The organism is Streptomyces sp. NRRL S-87 (assembly GCF_000719335.1).
Lineage (GTDB): Bacteria > Actinomycetota > Actinomycetes > Streptomycetales > Streptomycetaceae > Streptomyces.
The window spans coordinates 136437-152174 of sequence record NZ_JOGB01000019.1 but is presented as its reverse complement, the minus strand read 5'-3'; the positions used below and the strand labels follow the sequence as shown (position 1 = coordinate 152174).

Annotated in this window: 15 protein-coding genes; 7 read left to right on the top strand and 8 right to left on the bottom strand. The window is 73.9% G+C overall.

Annotated features, from left to right (window positions below):
* Positions 1–39 precede the first annotated feature (39 nt).
* Entirely contained in the window at positions 40–1032 is a 993-nt protein-coding gene (locus IF43_RS0114535; RefSeq protein ID WP_030199716.1) for an SAM-dependent methyltransferase, read from the bottom strand.
* 125 nt (positions 1033–1157) lie between these two features.
* Here IF43_RS0114535 and IF43_RS0114530 point away from each other — a divergent pair, with 125 nt between their 5' ends.
* Both IF43_RS0114530 and IF43_RS0114525 read left to right on the top strand, forming a co-directional pair.
* Positions 1158–2360: a sensor histidine kinase gene (locus IF43_RS0114530; protein ID WP_030199715.1), complete on the top strand. Its 1203-nt coding sequence runs from the start codon at positions 1158–1160 to the stop codon at positions 2358–2360.
* A 108-nt stretch (positions 2361–2468) separates the two neighbouring features.
* A complete protein-coding gene (locus IF43_RS0114525) occupies positions 2469–3146 on the top strand; it encodes a response regulator transcription factor (protein WP_030199713.1) in 678 nt (225 codons plus the stop codon).
* Between the two features lie 67 nt (positions 3147–3213).
* On the opposite strand, the gene IF43_RS0114520 is transcribed toward IF43_RS0114525, so the two are convergent.
* Complete coding sequence (locus IF43_RS0114520; RefSeq protein ID WP_030199712.1) at positions 3214–4536, bottom strand: PH domain-containing protein; 1323 nt, start codon at positions 4534–4536, stop codon at positions 3214–3216.
* On the bottom strand, positions 4533–5066 hold the full coding sequence (locus tag IF43_RS0114515; protein ID WP_030199711.1) for a PH domain-containing protein: 534 nt from the start codon (positions 5064–5066) through the stop codon (positions 4533–4535). Before IF43_RS0114515 ends, IF43_RS0114520 begins: the two co-directional genes overlap by 4 nt.
* A gap of 55 nt (positions 5067–5121) precedes the next feature.
* On the opposite strand from IF43_RS0114515, the gene IF43_RS0114510 reads away from it, so the two are divergent.
* Positions 5122–6264 carry an NADH-quinone oxidoreductase subunit D gene (locus IF43_RS0114510; protein ID WP_030199710.1) on the top strand — a complete coding sequence of 381 codons (1143 nt, stop codon included), beginning with the start codon at positions 5122–5124 and terminating at the stop codon, positions 6262–6264.
* A 136-nt stretch (positions 6265–6400) separates the two neighbouring features.
* On the opposite strand, the gene IF43_RS0114505 is transcribed toward IF43_RS0114510, so the two are convergent.
* The 4 genes from IF43_RS0114505 to IF43_RS0114490 form a co-directional block, all read right to left on the bottom strand.
* Positions 6401–7423 carry a hypothetical protein gene (locus IF43_RS0114505; protein ID WP_030199709.1) on the bottom strand — a complete coding sequence of 341 codons (1023 nt, stop codon included), beginning with the start codon at positions 7421–7423 and terminating at the stop codon, positions 6401–6403.
* Positions 7424–7506: 83 nt separating this feature from the next.
* Positions 7507–8487: an ABC transporter substrate-binding protein gene (locus tag IF43_RS0114500; RefSeq protein ID WP_030199706.1), complete on the bottom strand. Its 981-nt coding sequence runs from the start codon at positions 8485–8487 to the stop codon at positions 7507–7509.
* A gap of 74 nt (positions 8488–8561) precedes the next feature.
* A complete protein-coding gene (locus IF43_RS0114495; protein ID WP_030199705.1) occupies positions 8562–9224 on the bottom strand; it encodes an ABC transporter permease in 663 nt (220 codons plus the stop codon).
* Positions 9225–9227: 3 nt separating this feature from the next.
* Complete coding sequence (locus tag IF43_RS0114490) at positions 9228–9908, bottom strand: ABC transporter permease (protein ID WP_030199702.1); 681 nt, start codon at positions 9906–9908, stop codon at positions 9228–9230.
* A 140-nt stretch (positions 9909–10048) separates the two neighbouring features.
* On the opposite strand from IF43_RS0114490, the gene IF43_RS0114485 reads away from it, so the two are divergent.
* Complete coding sequence (locus tag IF43_RS0114485; protein WP_030199696.1) at positions 10049–11017, top strand: ABC transporter ATP-binding protein; 969 nt, start codon at positions 10049–10051, stop codon at positions 11015–11017.
* Positions 11018–11071: 54 nt separating this feature from the next.
* On the opposite strand, the gene IF43_RS0114480 is transcribed toward IF43_RS0114485, so the two are convergent.
* The gene (locus IF43_RS0114480) at positions 11072–12181 is read right to left on the bottom strand and encodes an esterase family protein (protein ID WP_030199694.1); all 1110 of its coding nucleotides are present in this window, start codon (positions 12179–12181) and stop codon (positions 11072–11074) included.
* Positions 12182–12331: 150 nt separating this feature from the next.
* On the opposite strand from IF43_RS0114480, the gene IF43_RS0114475 reads away from it, so the two are divergent.
* The 3 genes from IF43_RS0114475 to IF43_RS0114465 all read left to right on the top strand — a co-directional run bounded on the left by IF43_RS0114475 (position 12332) and on the right by IF43_RS0114465 (position 15701).
* Positions 12332–14275, top strand: a complete 1944-nt coding sequence (locus tag IF43_RS0114475; protein ID WP_078910151.1) for a phosphatidylglycerol lysyltransferase domain-containing protein — start codon at positions 12332–12334, stop codon at positions 14273–14275.
* A 107-nt stretch (positions 14276–14382) separates the two neighbouring features.
* Positions 14383–15255 (top strand): dihydropteroate synthase, encoded by an 873-nt coding sequence (folP, locus tag IF43_RS0114470; RefSeq protein ID WP_199922725.1) that lies wholly within the window; start codon positions 14383–14385, stop codon positions 15253–15255.
* Positions 15252–15701 carry a nuclear transport factor 2 family protein gene (locus tag IF43_RS0114465; RefSeq protein ID WP_030199691.1) on the top strand — a complete coding sequence of 150 codons (450 nt, stop codon included), beginning with the start codon at positions 15252–15254 and terminating at the stop codon, positions 15699–15701. Before folP ends, IF43_RS0114465 begins: the two co-directional genes overlap by 4 nt.
* Positions 15702–15738: the final 37 nt, after the last annotated feature.

The following is a 15738-nucleotide window of genomic DNA, read 5'->3' as shown; positions in this document are numbered from 1 at the left end:
ACCCCCTCGGCGCGTCGGAGAACCCGGTCGGTCGGCGCGTCACAGCACCCGGTCGATCCCCCGCGCCTCCACCAGCCACCCGAAGTCCCCCAGGCCCCCGCGCGCCGTGAGCTCGGCCGCCTCGCCCGCACCCGCCAGGGCCCGGACGTAGGCCGCCGGGTCCGCCGCCGCCAGGGACAGCGGCGGCCGCGCCCCCCACACCCCCAGCTCCGCCAGCGCCGCGCGCTGCGTCAGCAGCACCGCGTCCGGCCCGGCGCACGCGTCCAGCGCCACGTGGGCGGTGACGTCGCAGCTTCCGTCCGGGACCGGGCGTACCTCGCGGCCGCCGCGGAAGCCGGTGAGCGTGCCGTACGGGGGCCGCTCGGCGCGCGCGTGCGCGTAGTCGACGGCCACCGCCAGGCCCCGCGCCACGCAGCCGGCCGCGGCGGACCAGGCCTCGTCGCGCGGGCGGCCGATCTCGGCCCGCCCGCCGTCGCGCCAGCCCGGCCACCACCGATCCAGCCAGTCCCGGTCCGCCGCGGCCACCGGCCCGCCGGGCTCCTCGGAGCCGTCCTCGGCCACCAGCACGTACCGGCCGTCCTCGGCGACGTCGAGCGGCACGTTGTCCAGCCACTCGTTGGCGAACAGCAGCCCTTCCACCCCGGTCGGCGGCCGGGGCCTCCAGTCGATCCGCGGGTCCAGGCCGGCCGGGCGCGGGGCGAGGTCCACGGCGTACGGGCGCACGCGCGCGGCCGTGTCCGCCGGCAGCGCGGCCAGCACCCCGGTGATCAGCTCCCCGCGCCCGGCGGCCATGTCGACGAACGCCAGCTCCGGCGGCCCCCCGAGGGCCCCGTCCACCCGCCGCAGCAGCTCGGCCACCGCCCCGGCGTACAGGGGGGAGGCGTGCACGGAGGTGCGGAAGTGGCCGGCGGGGCCCGGGCCCTGCGGGCGCACGTAGAAACCGTCCGGCCCGTACAGGGCCCGCTCCATCGCCCGCCGCCAGCCCACCGGCCCGGCCGGCTCCGCCGCCCCGGTCCCCAGATCACCGCTCATGCGCACAAAGGTAGGTGCACCCGGAGGGGCGGGAGGTACTCCACCTTGGGGAGTAGGCGCCCCAGGAGAGAGATCGCCCCTGCGGTTGACTCCGGCACCTATCCCCCTTCCCTACTCTGGGTTACGTGCAGCGCTTCTACGACTTCCTCCGCAGGCACCCGACGGGCGTCGACAGCTTCTGGGCTGTGCTGCTCTTCGGCGTCTCGACGCTGGAGGTCGCCTCGGAGCACGGCTCGGTGCCGGCCCGGCTGCTGGCGATGGTCTCGGTGACCGCGCTCTGCGTGGTCACCGCCCTGCGCCGGCGCTTCACCGCCGCCATGTACTGGCTGGCGGTGGGCGCGGGGGCGTTCCAGCTCGCGGCGGACGTCCAGCCCCACATGGCAGACGTGGCCATGCTCCTCATCCTCTACACGGTCGCCGCCTCCGCCGAGGTGCCCCGATGGCTCTCGCGGGTCGCCTTCGGCTCCGGTCTCCTGGCCGCCCCGCTGGCGGCGCTGCGCTGGGGCTTCACCGGGGCCGACCCCACCAACGACATCGCGACGCCGTTCATGGCGACCGTGCCGTTCGCGCTGGCCTGGGTGCTGGGCGACTCGATCCGCACCCGGCGGGCGTACTTCGCGCAGCTGGAGGAGAAGAACCGCCGGCTGGAGAAGGAGCGCGAGGCCCAGGCGAAGGTGGCGGTGGCCGCCGAGCGCGCCCGGATCGCCCGCGAGCTGCACGACGTCGTCGCGCACAACGTCTCGGTGATGGTGGTGCAGGCGGACGGCGCGGCGTACGTCATCGACATGGCGCCGGAGCAGGCCAAGCAGGCCCTGGAGACGATCTCCACCACCGGCCGCCAGGCGCTGGCCGAGATGCGCCGCCTGCTGGGCGTGCTGCGCACCGGCGAGCCGCAGGACTCCGAGGACTACGTGCCCCAGCCGGACGTGGAGCAGATCGAGGTCCTGGTCGAACAGGTCCGGCAGGCCGGCCTCGTGGTGGACTTCGAGGTCGAGGGCGCCCCGCGCCCGCTGCCCAGCGGCGTGGAGCTGACGGCGTACCGGATCGTGCAGGAGGCCCTCACGAACACGCGCAAGCACGGCGGCCCCGAGGCGAAGGCCCGGGTGCGCCTGGTCTACTTCGACGACGGGCTCGGCCTGCTGGTCGAGGACGACGGCCGGGGCGCGGCGCACGAGCTGTACGAGGACGGCGGCGCGGACGGGGCCGGGCACGGACTGATCGGCATGCGGGAGCGGATCGGCATGGTGGGGGGCACGCTGGACGCGGGTCCCCGGCCGGGCGGCGGCTTCCGGATCAGCGCGCTGCTGCCGCTGAAGGGGAAGTCCTGACGCGGGGGCGGGCCGGGCGGGCCGGCGGGTCCTGACAGGGCCGAAGAGGCACAGGGCCGTAGAGGCACAGGGCCGAAGGGCCCCGAACCAAGGGATAGGGATTACGGGATGTCCATCCGAGTCATGCTGGTCGACGACCAGGTGCTGCTGCGCACCGGTTTCCGGATGGTCCTCGCGGCCCAGCCGGACATGGACGTGGTCGCGGAGGCGGGCGACGGCCTGGAGGCGCTGGAGGTGCTGCGGGCGACGACCGTCGACGTGGTGCTGATGGACGTCCGCATGCCGAAGCTCGACGGGGTCGAGGCCACGCGCCGGATCTGCGAGCAGGAGAACCACCCCAAGGTCATCATCCTGACCACCTTCGACCTGGACGAGTACGCGTTCTCCGGGCTGAAGGCGGGGGCCAGCGGCTTCATGCTGAAGGACGTGCCGCCGGCGGAGCTGCTGGCGGCCATCCGCTCCGTGCACAGCGGTGACGCGGTGGTGGCCCCGTCCACGACGCGGCGGCTGCTGGACCGGTTCGCGCCGATGCTGCCGACGACCACGGCGGAGCCGCAGCACAAGGAGCTGGAACGGCTGACCGATCGCGAGCGCGAGGTCATGCTGCTGGTGGCGCAGGGGCTGTCGAACGGGGAGATCGCGGCCCGGCTGGTGCTGTCGGAGGCCACCGTCAAGACCCACGTGGGGCGCATCCTGACCAAGCTGGGCCTGCGCGACCGCGTCCAGGTCGTGGTGCTGGCGTACGAGACCGGGATGGTGCGGGCGGGCAGCGGGCCGGCGGCCTGACGTCCGACCGCCGGCGGGGTACGGGGCGGCCCCGGGGGCTACCCGACCCTGATCCGCCCCACACCCGTTAGGTCATCCAGCGGTCCGGGCGGGCGGTGCGCCGGCCCGTCCGGGACCGCTCCGCCTGGGCGGCCAGCAGCTCCGCGGCCTCGCCTGCCGGGCGCAGCCGGGCGGTCACCGTCTTGTCGGCGCCGGTGTCCACGGCCACGTCCGCCACGCCCATGGCCCGCTCCCACGGGCCCTGGGTGAGGCGGACGCTCTGCACCTTGGCGTGCGGCACGATCGCCGTGCGCCGGCACAGCAGCCCGCCGCGCACCGCGAACACCGCCGGCGAGACGGCCAGCCCGTAGCCGCGCCACCACACGGGCACCACCCACCGGGCGCCCCGGCGGGGCGCGGGGGCGAAGGACAGCGCGCCCAGGTCCACCCCGGGCAGCACGCACGCGATCACCCGCTCGGCGGCGGCCCGCTCGGCGACCGGCACCAGGACCTCGTTCTTGGAGCCGGCCACCGCCAGTTCCACCCGCACCCAGCCGAGCCGCCGCCACAGCAGCGGCTCGACCAGCCGGACGGTCTGCACGCGGCCCGGCGGGACGGTCTCGTGGGCCTTGTCGAGCAGGCCGTGGTCGAGGCGCAGCCCGTCGGGGGACTCGGCGACCGTCCAGTCGTACTCCGTCAGGAACCGGCCGGCGCTGGCCTGCCACACCGCGCCCAGGATCGGCAGCAGGACCACCAGCGCGGCCCACGGGTTGGCGCTGAAGCGCCACACCACGAGCGGCGCCAGCAGCCCGGCGGCCACGGCGCACGGCACCGACAGGCTCAGCGCGAGCGAGAGCACCAGCTGCCGGGGCGCCAGCCGCAGCAGCTCGCGCACGGGGGCCTCGCCGACCTCGGCCGCCGCCTCGGGGGCGAAGCCGGCCGCCCGGGCCAGCAGCTCGGCGCGCAGCGCCCGGGCCTCCCTCTCCCCGAGGTAGGCCAGCTCGTCCTTCTCCTCCGTGCCGACCACGTCCAGCTTGAGCTGGGCCACGCCGGCGATCCGGGCCAGCAGCGGCTGGGTGACGTCCACCGCCTGGAGCCGGTCGAGGCGGATGTGGGCGGTGCGGCGGAAGACCAGTCCGGTGCGGATGCGCAGCTCGGTGTCGGTGACCGCGAAGTGGGTGAACCACCAGCTGAGGAAGCCGTAGAGGCCGGCGAGCGGGATCGCGAGGCCCACCGCGAGGGCGCCCCAGCCGGTCGACAGGCCCGTGCTCCACTCGCGCGCCCGGTCGGGGTTCTGCACGACCAGGCCCGCGACGAGGGCGATCGGGGCCCAGGCGCGGCGCAGCGGGGTCACCGGGTGCAGCCGCCGCTCCCGGGCGGCGGCACGCGCTTCCGCTTCCGTACTGCTCACAGGCCCGCCGACCTCGCCTCGCCCAGCTCCGTCAGCCGGTCGCGCAGCCGCTCCGCCTCGCGCGGGTCCAGGCCGGGGATGCGCGCGTCCGTGGCGGCGGCCGCCGTGTGCAGTTGTACGGAGGCCAGCCCGAAGCGCCGCTCCAGCGGGCCCGAGGTGACCTCGACCAGCTGCATCCGGCCGTACGGGACCACCGTCTCCTCCCGCCACAGCACTCCCCGGCTGATCAGCAGGTCGTCGGCGCGCTCGGCGTACCGCCACGAGCGCCAGTTCCGCCCCAGCAGCACCCAGCCCCAGGCGAGCACCGCCAGCGGCAGCAGCGCGCACGCCGCCCAGGCCGGCCCCGCCAGCACGCCGGGCAGCACCCCCGCCACGACGGCCGCCGCGCCCAGCCAGACCACCAGCAGCAGGCGCCTCAGGGTGAGCAGCCCACCCGGCAGGCCGGTCCACCCGGGCTCCGCCCCGGGCACCTCCGCCCCGGGCGCCGCCCCCGTCCCCGCACCGGTCCCCGTGCCCGTCCCCGTTTCCATCCCCCCAGAGTAGGGCTGCGGCCGGGGATCGAGCGGGGGCTGAGAGACTGTTCCCATGACGGAGACCACGGTCGGCATCGGCGGTGCGGCGGAGAGCACCGACATGGTGCTCAACATCGGCCCCCAGCACCCTTCCACGCACGGCGTGCTGCGCCTGCGCCTCGTCCTGGACGGCGAGCGGATCCGCTCGGCCGAGCCCGTCGTCGGGTACATGCACCGGGGCGCGGAGAAGCTGTTCGAGGCCCGTGACTACCGCCAGATCGTGATGCTGGCCAACCGCCACGACTGGCTGTCGGCCTTCTCGAACGAGCTGGGCGTCGTCATGGCCGTCGAGCGGATGCTGGGCATGGAGGTGCCCGAGCGCGCCGTGTGGATGCGCACGCTGCTGGCCGAGCTCAACCGCGTCCTGAACCACCTGATGTTCCTGGGGTCGTACCCGCTCGAACTGGGCGGCATCACCCCGATCTTCCACGCGTTCCGCGAGCGCGAGGAGCTCCAGGCCGTCATGGAGGAGATCTCCGGCGGCCGCATGCACTACATGTTCAACCGCGTCGGCGGCCTCAAGGAGGACCTGCCGCTGGGCTGGACGGGCCGGGCCCGGGCCGCGATCGCGGACGTCACCTCGCGCATGTCCGTGTACGACGACCTGGTCCGCGGCAACGAGATCTTCCGCGGCCGGACCCGCGGAGTGGGCGTGCTGTCCGCCGGGGCCGTGCACGCCTACGGGGTCAGCGGGCCGATCGCGCGCGGCTCGGGCGTCGACTTCGACCTGCGCCGCGACGAGCCGTACCTGGCGTACGGCGAGCTCCAGGACGTGCTCAAGGTCGTCACCCGGCAGGAGGGCGACTGCCTGGCCCGGTTCGAGTGCCTGCTGGACCAGACGCACAACGCGCTGGAACTCGCCGAGGCCTGCCTCGACCGGCTGGAGCAGCTGCCGCCCGGCCCGATCAACCAGCGGCTGCCGAAGGTCCTGAAGGCGCCCGAGGGCCACACCTACGCGTGGACCGAGAACCCGCTGGGCATCAACGGCTACTACCTCGTCTCGAAGGGCGAGAAGACGCCGTACCGGCTCAAGCTGCGCTCGGCCTCGTACAACAACATCCAGGCGCTGACCGAGCTGCTGCCCGGCACGCTGGTGGCCGACATGGTCGCGATCCTCGGCTCGATGTTCTTCGTCGTCGGCGACATCGACAAGTAGCCGGCGGACGCGCGAGAGCCGGCCGGGCGCGGGGCGCCTGGCCGGCTCTCGTGCGTTGCCGGGGTGTTCTCGCCCGGGTGTGCTCGCCCGGGTGTTCTCGCCGGGGTGCTGTCCGCAGGAAGGTTCCTGCCGGGCGTCACGAGATCGCGGTGCGCAGGGACGCCACGTCGATGGCCTCGGTCTCGTCGTGCGCGGTCAGGTCGATGACCTGGCCGACCGCCCGGTGCTCGGGGGCCCGCGGCTTGAACTCCGGCTCGGCGGACTCGGCCTTGTGGACCGCCAGGGCCTCGGCGCCCACCACGTCGGCGAGGTCCTCGTTCTGCACCGCCTCGATGGCGGCGCGGGTCCGGGCCGCGGACTTGGTGCCGAAGAAGTCGAAGCCGCCCTCGGCACGGGAGACCGTACGGCGGGCCGCCGCGTACGGGGCCACCGCGGAGGGCGTCCGGCGGGCGGGCAGGGTCGCGGGGGCGGCCGGCGGCAGGGCCGCGGCCGGGGCCGGGCCCTGCGGCAGGGCCCTGGCGTGCGCCTCGGCGGGGGCGGCCGCGCCGCCGGCCTGCACCGCACCGGGCGCGGCCGGCGCCCCGGCCTTGCGGGCCAGCGCGGTCAGGGCCGCGTGCGCCCGGGCGTACCCGAGCGCGGTCGGCGCGCCGGCGGTCGTCCGGTCCTCCGACGGGGCGGGGAGCTCCTTCGCCGGGGAGGTGGGCGCGGCGGCCTTCGCCAGCAGTCGGCGGCCCTCCAGGGCGCTGGCGCGCTCCGTCTCGGCCGTCGCGTACCGGCGCAGCAGCGCCGCGTGCTCGCCGCGCAGACCCGCGAGCTCGACCCGCTTGGCACGCAGCGTCTTCTCCAGCTTGGCGCGCAGCGCCCGGGACTCCTCCAGGTCGGACTCCAGCTCCGCGATGCGGTCCTCGGCGCGCCACTCGTCGCGCACGCGCTCGCGCGTCAACTCCGCGACGCGACGGCCGGCCGCGCGGTCCCAGCCGCGCATGACCACCGCGCCCGTGACGCCGGCGGCGGCGGTGGCGGCCACCAGGAGGCGGAGCGCCACCGGTTCCGCGAGGAGCCAGGCGACCGCGGCGCTGGTGAGCGAGACACCGGCGATCGTCGTGGGGGTGAGGAGCCTGTGCAGGGGCGGCGAATGGCGGTGGCGTCCACGTGGCATGGCCTGAAATTTACAGTGCGTGCACTGCCTTGGGGGAGCCGCCCGGCAATCTGTTTCCAGGCGGTTACCCCAAGGCCCCGCGGCTACTTCTCGATCAGGCCCTTTTCCGTGAGGTAGGCCTTCGCGACGTCGCCGGGCTTGGCGCGCTCGCCGTCGACCTTGCGGTTGAGTTCGGCGAGATCGGCCGTGCTGAGCACCTTGGTCAACTTCGCCAGGGCGGCCGCGATCTCCGCACTTCCGGCGTCCTTCGCATTCACCACGGGCAGGACGTTGTCGGCGTTCTGCAGCTTCTTGTCGTCCTCGAGGAGGACCAGGCCGAAGGCCTCCAGCGTGGCGTCCGTGGTCGTGGTCAGCACCAGCTGGTCGACCCCGTCCTTGACGGCCTGCTTGGCCTGCGGGGTGCCGACGCCCTTGGGGTCGATACCGGAGACGTCGATTCCGTATTTCTCCTTCAGGCCCACCGCGCAGAAGGGGCGCACGGCGCATTCGTCACCTGCCGCGACCTTTACCTTCAGCTTCGCCGCACCGAGGTCGGAAAGGGTCTTGAGCTTGTTCTCGGCCGCGAATTCCTTGCTCACCGCGAAGGCGTTCTGGTCGACCGCCGCGCCCGCCGGCAGGACCTTCAGGCCCAGGGGAGCGGCCAGCTTCTCCAGGCCCGCGACCGTGGCGGCCACGTCCGCGGAGGCGACGGGCTTCTTCTGGGGTGCGTCCGGACCGTTGGCCTTGGCGTTCAGGAACTCGGCGAGGGTCGCCGCGTATTCGGGCACGACGTCGATCTCGCCCTTCTCCAGGGCGGGCTCGTACAGCTCGCGGTTGCTGACCGTCTTGACGGACGTGCCGTAGCCGGCCGCGCCGAGCAGCTGAGCGTACAGCTCGGCCAGCACGTTGGACTCGGTGAAGCCCGCGGCGCCGACCACCAGCGAGCCCTTCTCGCCCGAGCCGCCCGCGGGCGCGGAGCCGGCGTCCTTGCTCTTCTCCAGGCTGTCGCCGCCGCAGGCGGCCAGCGTTCCGGTCAGGGCCAGCACACCCAGCGCGGCGCCGAGCAGGCGCGTGGTCTTGCTCATGGGGAAACTCCGTTCGACGGAAGCGGACAGGGGCACAGCGGGGGCGGGGCGACGGGGACGGCGGGGACGGCGGATCAGCGGCGGGCCGGCCCGAGGAGCCGGTCGGCCACCACGAACACCCCCTCGACCACCAGGGCCAGGGCCGCCACCAGCAGCGCGCCCGCCACCACCTGCGGCGTGCTGTACGTGCTGAAGCCGGCCGTGATGATGCGGCCGAGGCCGCCCTGGCCGACCATCGCGGCGATCGTGGCGGTCGCGACGACCTGCACGGCCGCCGAGCGCACCCCCGTCATCAGGAGCGGTCGCGCCAGCGGCAGTTCCACCCGCCGGAACACCTGCGGCCCGGACATGCCCATCCCGCACGCCGCCTCGACCACCGACCGGTCGACCTCGCGGACACCGACGTACGCGTTCGTCAGCAGCGGCGGCAGCGCGAACAGCACCAGCGCCGTGATCGTCGGCAGGTACCCGGCATTGCGCAGCGGCGAGACCATGAAGAGCGCCAGCACCGCGAACACCGGTACCGCCCGGCCCACGTTCGCCACCTGCGCGGCCACCGTCCCGCCGCGGCCCAGGTGCCCCAGCCACAGTCCGACCGGCAGCGCCACCGCGCATGCCAGCCCCAGCGCGACGCCGCTCACGTACGCGTGCTCGGCGAGCCGGTGCCAGACCCCGGACTCCCCCGTCCAGTGCGCCCCGTCGCTCAGCCAGCGCCACGTCCCGACCGGTACCGACACCGCTCAGCCCCCCTTCGCCGCGCGCGCCCAGGGCGTCACCAGCCGCTGCACGCCGAGCAGCAGGAGGTCCGCCACCAGGGCCAGCAGGACGCACAGCACGGAAGCGGTCAGCACCTGGGCCCGGAAGGAGCTCTGCACGGCCGGGGCGATGAGGTTGCCCAGCCCGCCGCTGCCGACGATCGAGCCCACCGAGGTCAGCGCGACGGTGGACACCGTCGCGATGCGTATCCCGGCCATCAGCGTCGGCAGCGCCAGCGGCAGTTCCACCTGCCACAGCAGCCGCGCGGGCCCGTACCCCATGCCGCGGGCGGCCTCGCGGACCTCGTCCGGCACGGCCGCCAGGCCCGCCAGGAGGTTACGCACGAGGATCGTCAGCGAGTACAGCACCAGCCCCGTGACGACCACCGACGCCGACAACCCGAACACGGGCGTCAGGAGCGAGAACATGGCGAGCGAGGGGATCCCGTACAACAGGGTGGTGGTCGCCAGCATCGGGCCGGCGAAGGCCGGGCGGCGGCGCGCCAGGAGGGCCAGGGGCACCGAGACGGCCAGTCCCACGAGCACCGAGACCACGGTGATCCACACGTGCTGCAGCGTCGCGTCGGTCAGCTCCTGGCTGCGCGAGCGCACGTACTCCCAGCAGATCCAGTCGTTCGCCACGAGGCAGTTCGGTGCAGCGGCCATCCCCCCACCCCCTCCGGTCGGCTCGTCCCGGCGCCGCGTCCGCGGCGATCACCACGACCCTAACCCCCGCCGCCGACAACGCCCGGATCCTTCGCACCGGGGCAACACCGCCTTCACAAACCCACTGCGAAGATGGGCCCGTGATCCGATTCGAGCATGTGACCAAGCGCTACGACGACGGCACCACCGCGGTCGAGGACCTCTCCTTCGAGGTGGCCGAGGGCGAACTGGTCACCCTGGTGGGCCCGTCGGGCTGCGGCAAGACGACGACCATGAAGATGGTCAACCGGCTGGTCGAGCCGACCTCCGGCCGCGTCCTGATCGACGGCCGGGACGTCGCGGGCACCGATCCGGTCGAACTGCGGCGCCGCATCGGGTACGTCATCCAGCAGGTCGGGCTCTTCCCCCACAAGACCGTGCTGGAGAACACGGCCACCGTCCCCCGGCTGCTCGGCACGCCCAAGGCGAAGGCCCGCGAGCGCGCCGCCGAACTCCTCGAACTCGTCGGCCTCGACCCGGCGGTGCACGGCGGCCGCTTCCCCGACCAGCTGTCCGGCGGGCAGCGCCAGCGCGTGGGAGTGGCCCGGGCGCTGGCCGCCGATCCGCCCGTCCTCCTGATGGACGAGCCGTTCGGTGCGGTGGACCCGGTGGTGCGCGAGCGCCTGCAGAACGAGTTCCTGGCGCTCCAGCGCACCGTGGGCAAGACGATCCTGCTGGTCACGCACGACCTGGAGGAGGCGGTCCGGCTCGGGGACCGGATCGCGGTCTACGGGCACAGCACCATCGAGCAGTTCGCGCCCCCGGCCACCGTGCTGGCCGCGCCGGCCACCCCGTACGTGGCGGACTTCGTGGGCGCGGACCGCGGCCTGAAGCGGCTGGCGGTGACGCGGGTGGAGCGCGCGGACCTCGAACCGGTCCCCGACGGGGCGGAGCTCCCCCACGCGCGCCTGCCCCTGGGCGCCTCGCTGCGGGAGGCACTGGCGCTGCTGCTCCAGCAGGACGCGGGCCGGATCGCGGTCACGGCCGCGGAGGACGGGCCGGACGGGGCGGTGCTGGGCGTGCTGACCCCGGCGGCGGTGCACCGCGCGCTGCGCCGGGCGGAGCCCTGACCGGGGCGGGTTAACGGTCCGACAGGACGGCCGTCCGGGTGACCGGACGGCCCGTCAGGCCTGCAGCCGGCCGCTGATCCAGATCAGCATCGGCTCGATCTCGCGCCGCCACGTGTTGAAGTTGTGGCCGCCGCTGTCGAGGATGATCGACGAGACGCGGTCGCCCTGCTTCACGCCCGCGATGAACTTCTTGGTGTCGGCGAGGTTGCCCTCACCCGTCCGGCTGCTGGTGACCAGGAACGACGTGTGGGACGGGGCCTTGGCCTTCAGGCTGGCCAGCAGGTTGGCGCGCGTCTTGAGGGCCTTGTCGCCGTGGAAGAGGTCGCCGGTGGTCGGGTCCTGCGCGGCCTTGTAGTAAGCGGACAGGCCGGCCACCGCGCCGAAGGTGCCCGGGTAGTGGATGCCCATCTTCAGCGCGCAGTAGCCGCCGGTGGAGTTGCCGACGAAGCCCAGGTTCTGCGGCTTGCTGCCGACGCGGTAGCTCTCGCCGATGGCCTTGGGCAGGTCCTCGGCGAAGAAGGTCTCGGTCTTCGGTCCCCCGGGTATGTCCACGCACTCGGTGTCCCGCGGCGGCGCCACCGTCGGCCGCATCATGACCAGGACCATCGGCTTCATCTTGCCCGCCTTGGCCTGCTTGTAGGCCCTCATCGGGTAGTCCAGCCCCTTGATCAGGTTCTCCGCGGTGCCCGGATAGCCCGTCAGGACCACGGCGGCCGGGAAGGCGTCCTTGGCGTGCTGCGGCTGGAAGTACTCCGGCGGCAGGTACACGTACGCCGGGCTGGTTATCTTCGACTTCTGCCCGGCCACCACCACCTTCTGGATCTGGCCGCCCACGGCCGGCCGGGCCCCGCCGGGCACGTCGAGCTTCTGGGTACCGACGACCTTGATGTCCTTGGCGCCCGCCGAGTGGTCGACCACCACGCCCAACTCGGTCTCCTGGCCGAACAGGTCCGCCCAGGAACCGTAGAAGAGAAACGATTTGTTGGCCGCGAGGCCCACCGCCGAGAACAGCGCGAGCTGCGTGGCGAGCAGCAGGCCCACCCGTCCGGACACGGCACGCCAGGTGCGGCCCGACAGCCGCGGCCAGAACCAGACGGTCGCGACGAAGAGCAGCACGCCCGCGACGATGGCCAGCGCCAGGACCGTATTGCTGGTGAGACCCATGATGCAGTCAGCGACTTTCTGAAGGCGGAATGAGTTTTTTCTTCGGAAACAGTGAACCCGCGTCCCGCTCGAGCCGTCCTAGTGGGCGCACATGTCCGGAAGCCGCTGTGGCCTTCGGTCACAGGATCTCTCGCGGAGCTGCAGGAAGCGATGTCTGTCAGGATAGATGGCGATAAGTCGGGACAGGTTCCGAGCAAGGTACGCCGCATCCTCAGCGGCCCACGTCCCGAGTCCGTACCCCGTCTCGTCGGCGCGGCATGCACCGTCGTGGGCCTGCTGGACGTCGCCGCGGGCGTGTTCCCGCGGTTCCGGCACAGCCGCATCCACACCCTCGCCGAGGTCCTCCCCGGCGCCCTCGGCCCGTTCGCGGCCGCCCTCGCCATCAGCGCCGGCGTCCTGCTCCTGCTGCTCGCCCACGGCCTCAAGCGCCGCAAGCGCCGGGCCTGGCGGGCCGCCGTCGTCCTGCTCCCCGCGGGGGCCGTGGCGCAGTTCACGTACCGCCACTCCGTCGTCGGCGTCCTCATCGCCGCCGCGCTCCTCGCGCTGCTGCTGCGCCACCGGAGTGAGTTCGACGCCCTGCCCGACCCGCGCAGCCGGTGGAAGGCGCTGGCCAACTTCGTCCTCATGAGCGCCGGCTCCATCGGCCTCGGACTGGTCATCGTCAACTCCCACCCCAAGCGCCTGCTGGGCCAGCCGAGCATCGCCGACCAGCTCACCCACGTCCTCTACGGACTCTTCGGCTTCGAGGGCCCCGTCGCCTACTCCGGCCAGGTGTCCTGGACCGTGGGCTACTCCCTCGGCGCCCTCGGCATGCTCACCGCGCTGACCACCGTCTACCTCGCCTTCCGCCCCGAGCACCCGGCCGCCCGGCTCACCCCCGCCGACGAGACCCACCTGCGCGAGCTGCTCGCCAAGCACGGCGCCCGCGACTCCCTCGGCCACTTCGCGCTCCGCCGCGACAAGGCCGTCGTCTTCTCCCCCAGCGGCAAGGCGGCCGTCACCTACCGCGTCGTCTCCGGCGTCATGCTCGCCTCGGGCGACCCCATCGGCGACGTCGAGGCCTGGCCGGGCGCCATCGAGCGCTTCATGGAGGAGGCCCGGGCCCACTCCTGGACCCCCGCCGTCATGGGCTGCAGCGAGACCGGCGGCGAGGTCTGGACCCGCGAGACCGGCCTGGACGCCCTCGAACTCGGCGACGAGGCCATCGTCGACGTCAAGGACTTCTCCCTCACCGGACGCGCCATGCGCAACGTCCGACAGATGGTCAAGCGCATCGAGCGCAACGGCTACACCACCAAGGTGCGCCGGGTCAGCGAGCTGACCGACGAGGAGCTCACCGCCGTCCGCGGCGCCGCCGAGGCCTGGCGCGGCACCGACACCGAGCGCGGCTTCTCCATGGCCCTCGGCCGCGTGGGCGACCCCGGCGACGGCGACTGCGTCATCGTCACCGCCCACCGCTCCGAGGAGGGCGACACCAGCCCCTTCGGCGACCTCAAGGCCATCCAGCACTTCGTGCCCTGGGGCAAGGACGGCATGTCGCTGGAGCTCATGCGCCGCGACCGGGCCGCCGACCCCGGCATGAACGAGCTGCTGATCGTCGCGGCCCTGGCCGCCTGCCCGCAGCTGGGCATCGAGCGCGTCTCTCTGAACTTCGCGATGTTCCGCTCCGCCCTCGCGCGCGGCGAGAAGATCGGCGCCGGCCCCGTCCTGCGCATCTGGCGCGGCCTCCTGGTCTTCCTCTCGCGCTGGTTCCAGATCGAGTCCCTCTACAAGTTCAACGCCAAGTTCCGCCCCCGCTGGGAGCCCCGCTTCGTGGTCTTCCGCACCACCCGCGACCTGCCCCGCATCGGGCTCGCCGCCATGCAGGCCGAGGGCTTCGTCACCCTCGCCCTGCCCCGCCTGTTCGCCGCCCGCCGCGGCCCGAAGCCGGCCCGCCCGTGCGCCCACCTGACCGCCGCCCCGGAGCCCGCCGACACGGCCGCCGGTGCGGGTGCGGGTACGGGCGCCGACACCACCGGCACCGCCGGCCGCCCCGGTCCGGCGCCGAAGACCCGTACCCAGCCCGCCGCCGAGCGCGAGGTCCAGGTCGCCTGATCCCCGACCGGGGGGCCGGGTCGTCCGTCCCCCCGGGGCGCCGGCCCCCGGCCGCCGGCCCCGGGCCCGGCCGGGCGCCGCAAGGCCCCGGCCCTACCCTTGGAGGTATGAACACGATGCGCGGCGCAGCCGCCAGGGGCCGGGTCGTCGGCCTGCCGGAGTGGGACCGCTGCGCGGTCATGGGGGTCGTCAACGTCACCCCCGACTCCTTCTCCGACGGCGGCCGCTGGTTCGACACCACCGCCGCCGTCAAGCGCGGACTCGACCTCGTCGCCCAGGGCGCCGACCTCGTCGACGTCGGCGGCGAGTCCACCCGCCCCGGCGCCACCCGCGTCGACGCCGACGAAGAGCTCCGCCGCGTCGTCCCCGTCGTCCGCGGCCTCGCCTCCGAAGGCGTCACCGTCTCCGTCGACACCATGCGCGCGGCCGTCGCCGAACGGGCGGTCGCCGCCGGCGCCACCCTCGTCAACGACGTCAGCGGCGGCCTCGCCGACCCCGGCATGATCCCCGCCGTGGCCGACACCGGCGTGCCGTTCGTCGTCATGCACTGGCGCGGCTTCAGCGCCGACATGAACAGCCGCGCCGTCTACTCCGACGTGGTCGCGGAGGTCACCGCCGAGCTGCGGGCCCGTATGGACGCCGTCATCGACGGCGGCATCGCCCCCGAGCGCCTCGTCATCGACCCCGGCCTCGGCTTCGCCAAGCAGGCCGAGCACGACCTCGCCCTCGTCGCGCACCTCGCCGAGCTGCGCGCCCTGGGCCGCCCCGTGCTGGTGGCCGCCTCCCGCAAGCGCTTCCTGGGCCGCATCCTGGCCGGCACCGCCGAGGCCGCGCCGCCGCCCGCCCGCGAACGCGACGCCGCCACCGCCGCCGTCTCGGCCATCGCCGCCCACGAGGGCGCCTGGGCCGTCCGGGTCCACGAGGTACGGGCCACCGCCGACGCCGTCCGGGTCGCCCGGGCCGTCGAGGCCGCCCGGTGACCCGACGCGAGAGCGACGTCGACGCCGTCGAGACGGCCAACACCGCCTTCTACGAGGCCATGGAGCAGGGCGACTTCGAGGGCATGTCCGGCATGTGGCTGGACGACGAGGTCTCCTGCGTCCACCCCGGCTGGCCGGTGCTCTCCGGACGCGGGGAGGTGCTGCGCTCGTACGCCCTGATCATGGCGAACACCGAGTACATCCAGTTCTTCCTCACGGACACCCGCACCGCCGTGATCGGCGACACCGCCGTCGTCACCTGCACCGAGAACATCCTCAGCGGCGGGCCCGCCGAGGACGGCGGTGCACTCGGCCCGCTCGTCGGGCAGCTGGTCGTCGCCACGAATGTGTTCAGACGCACACCCGGGGGGTGGCGCCTGTGGTCCCACCACGGTTCTCCCGTCCTGACGGACACCGAAGAAGACGAGGAAGACGACGCCTCCTGACCCCCATGGGCAAGCGCTGTCGTCTCCCGCAGGTAGA

Bases quoted from the DNA above. Each gene is read 5' to 3' on its own strand.
- IF43_RS0114480 (WP_030199694.1), bottom strand. From the start codon at position 12,181: ATGGGTCTCACCAGCAATACGGTCCTGGCGCTGGCCATCGTCGCGGGC.
- IF43_RS0114475 (WP_078910151.1), top strand. From the start codon at position 12,332: ATGTCTGTCAGGATAGATGGCGATAAGTCGGGACAGGTTCCGAGCAAG.
- IF43_RS0114510 (WP_030199710.1), top strand. From the start codon at position 5,122: ATGACGGAGACCACGGTCGGCATCGGCGGTGCGGCGGAGAGCACCGAC.
- IF43_RS0114535 (WP_030199716.1), bottom strand. From the start codon at position 1,032: ATGAGCGGTGATCTGGGGACCGGGGCGGCGGAGCCGGCCGGGCCGGTG.
- IF43_RS0114500 (WP_030199706.1), bottom strand. From the start codon at position 8,487: ATGAGCAAGACCACGCGCCTGCTCGGCGCCGCGCTGGGTGTGCTGGCC.
- IF43_RS0114490 (WP_030199702.1), bottom strand. From the start codon at position 9,908: ATGGCCGCTGCACCGAACTGCCTCGTGGCGAACGACTGGATCTGCTGG.
- IF43_RS0114515 (WP_030199711.1), bottom strand. From the start codon at position 5,066: ATGGAAACGGGGACGGGCACGGGGACCGGTGCGGGGACGGGGGCGGCG.
- folP (WP_199922725.1), top strand. From the start codon at position 14,383: ATGAACACGATGCGCGGCGCAGCCGCCAGGGGCCGGGTCGTCGGCCTG.
- IF43_RS0114525 (WP_030199713.1), top strand. From the start codon at position 2,469: ATGTCCATCCGAGTCATGCTGGTCGACGACCAGGTGCTGCTGCGCACC.
- IF43_RS0114505 (WP_030199709.1), bottom strand. From the start codon at position 7,423: ATGCCACGTGGACGCCACCGCCATTCGCCGCCCCTGCACAGGCTCCTC.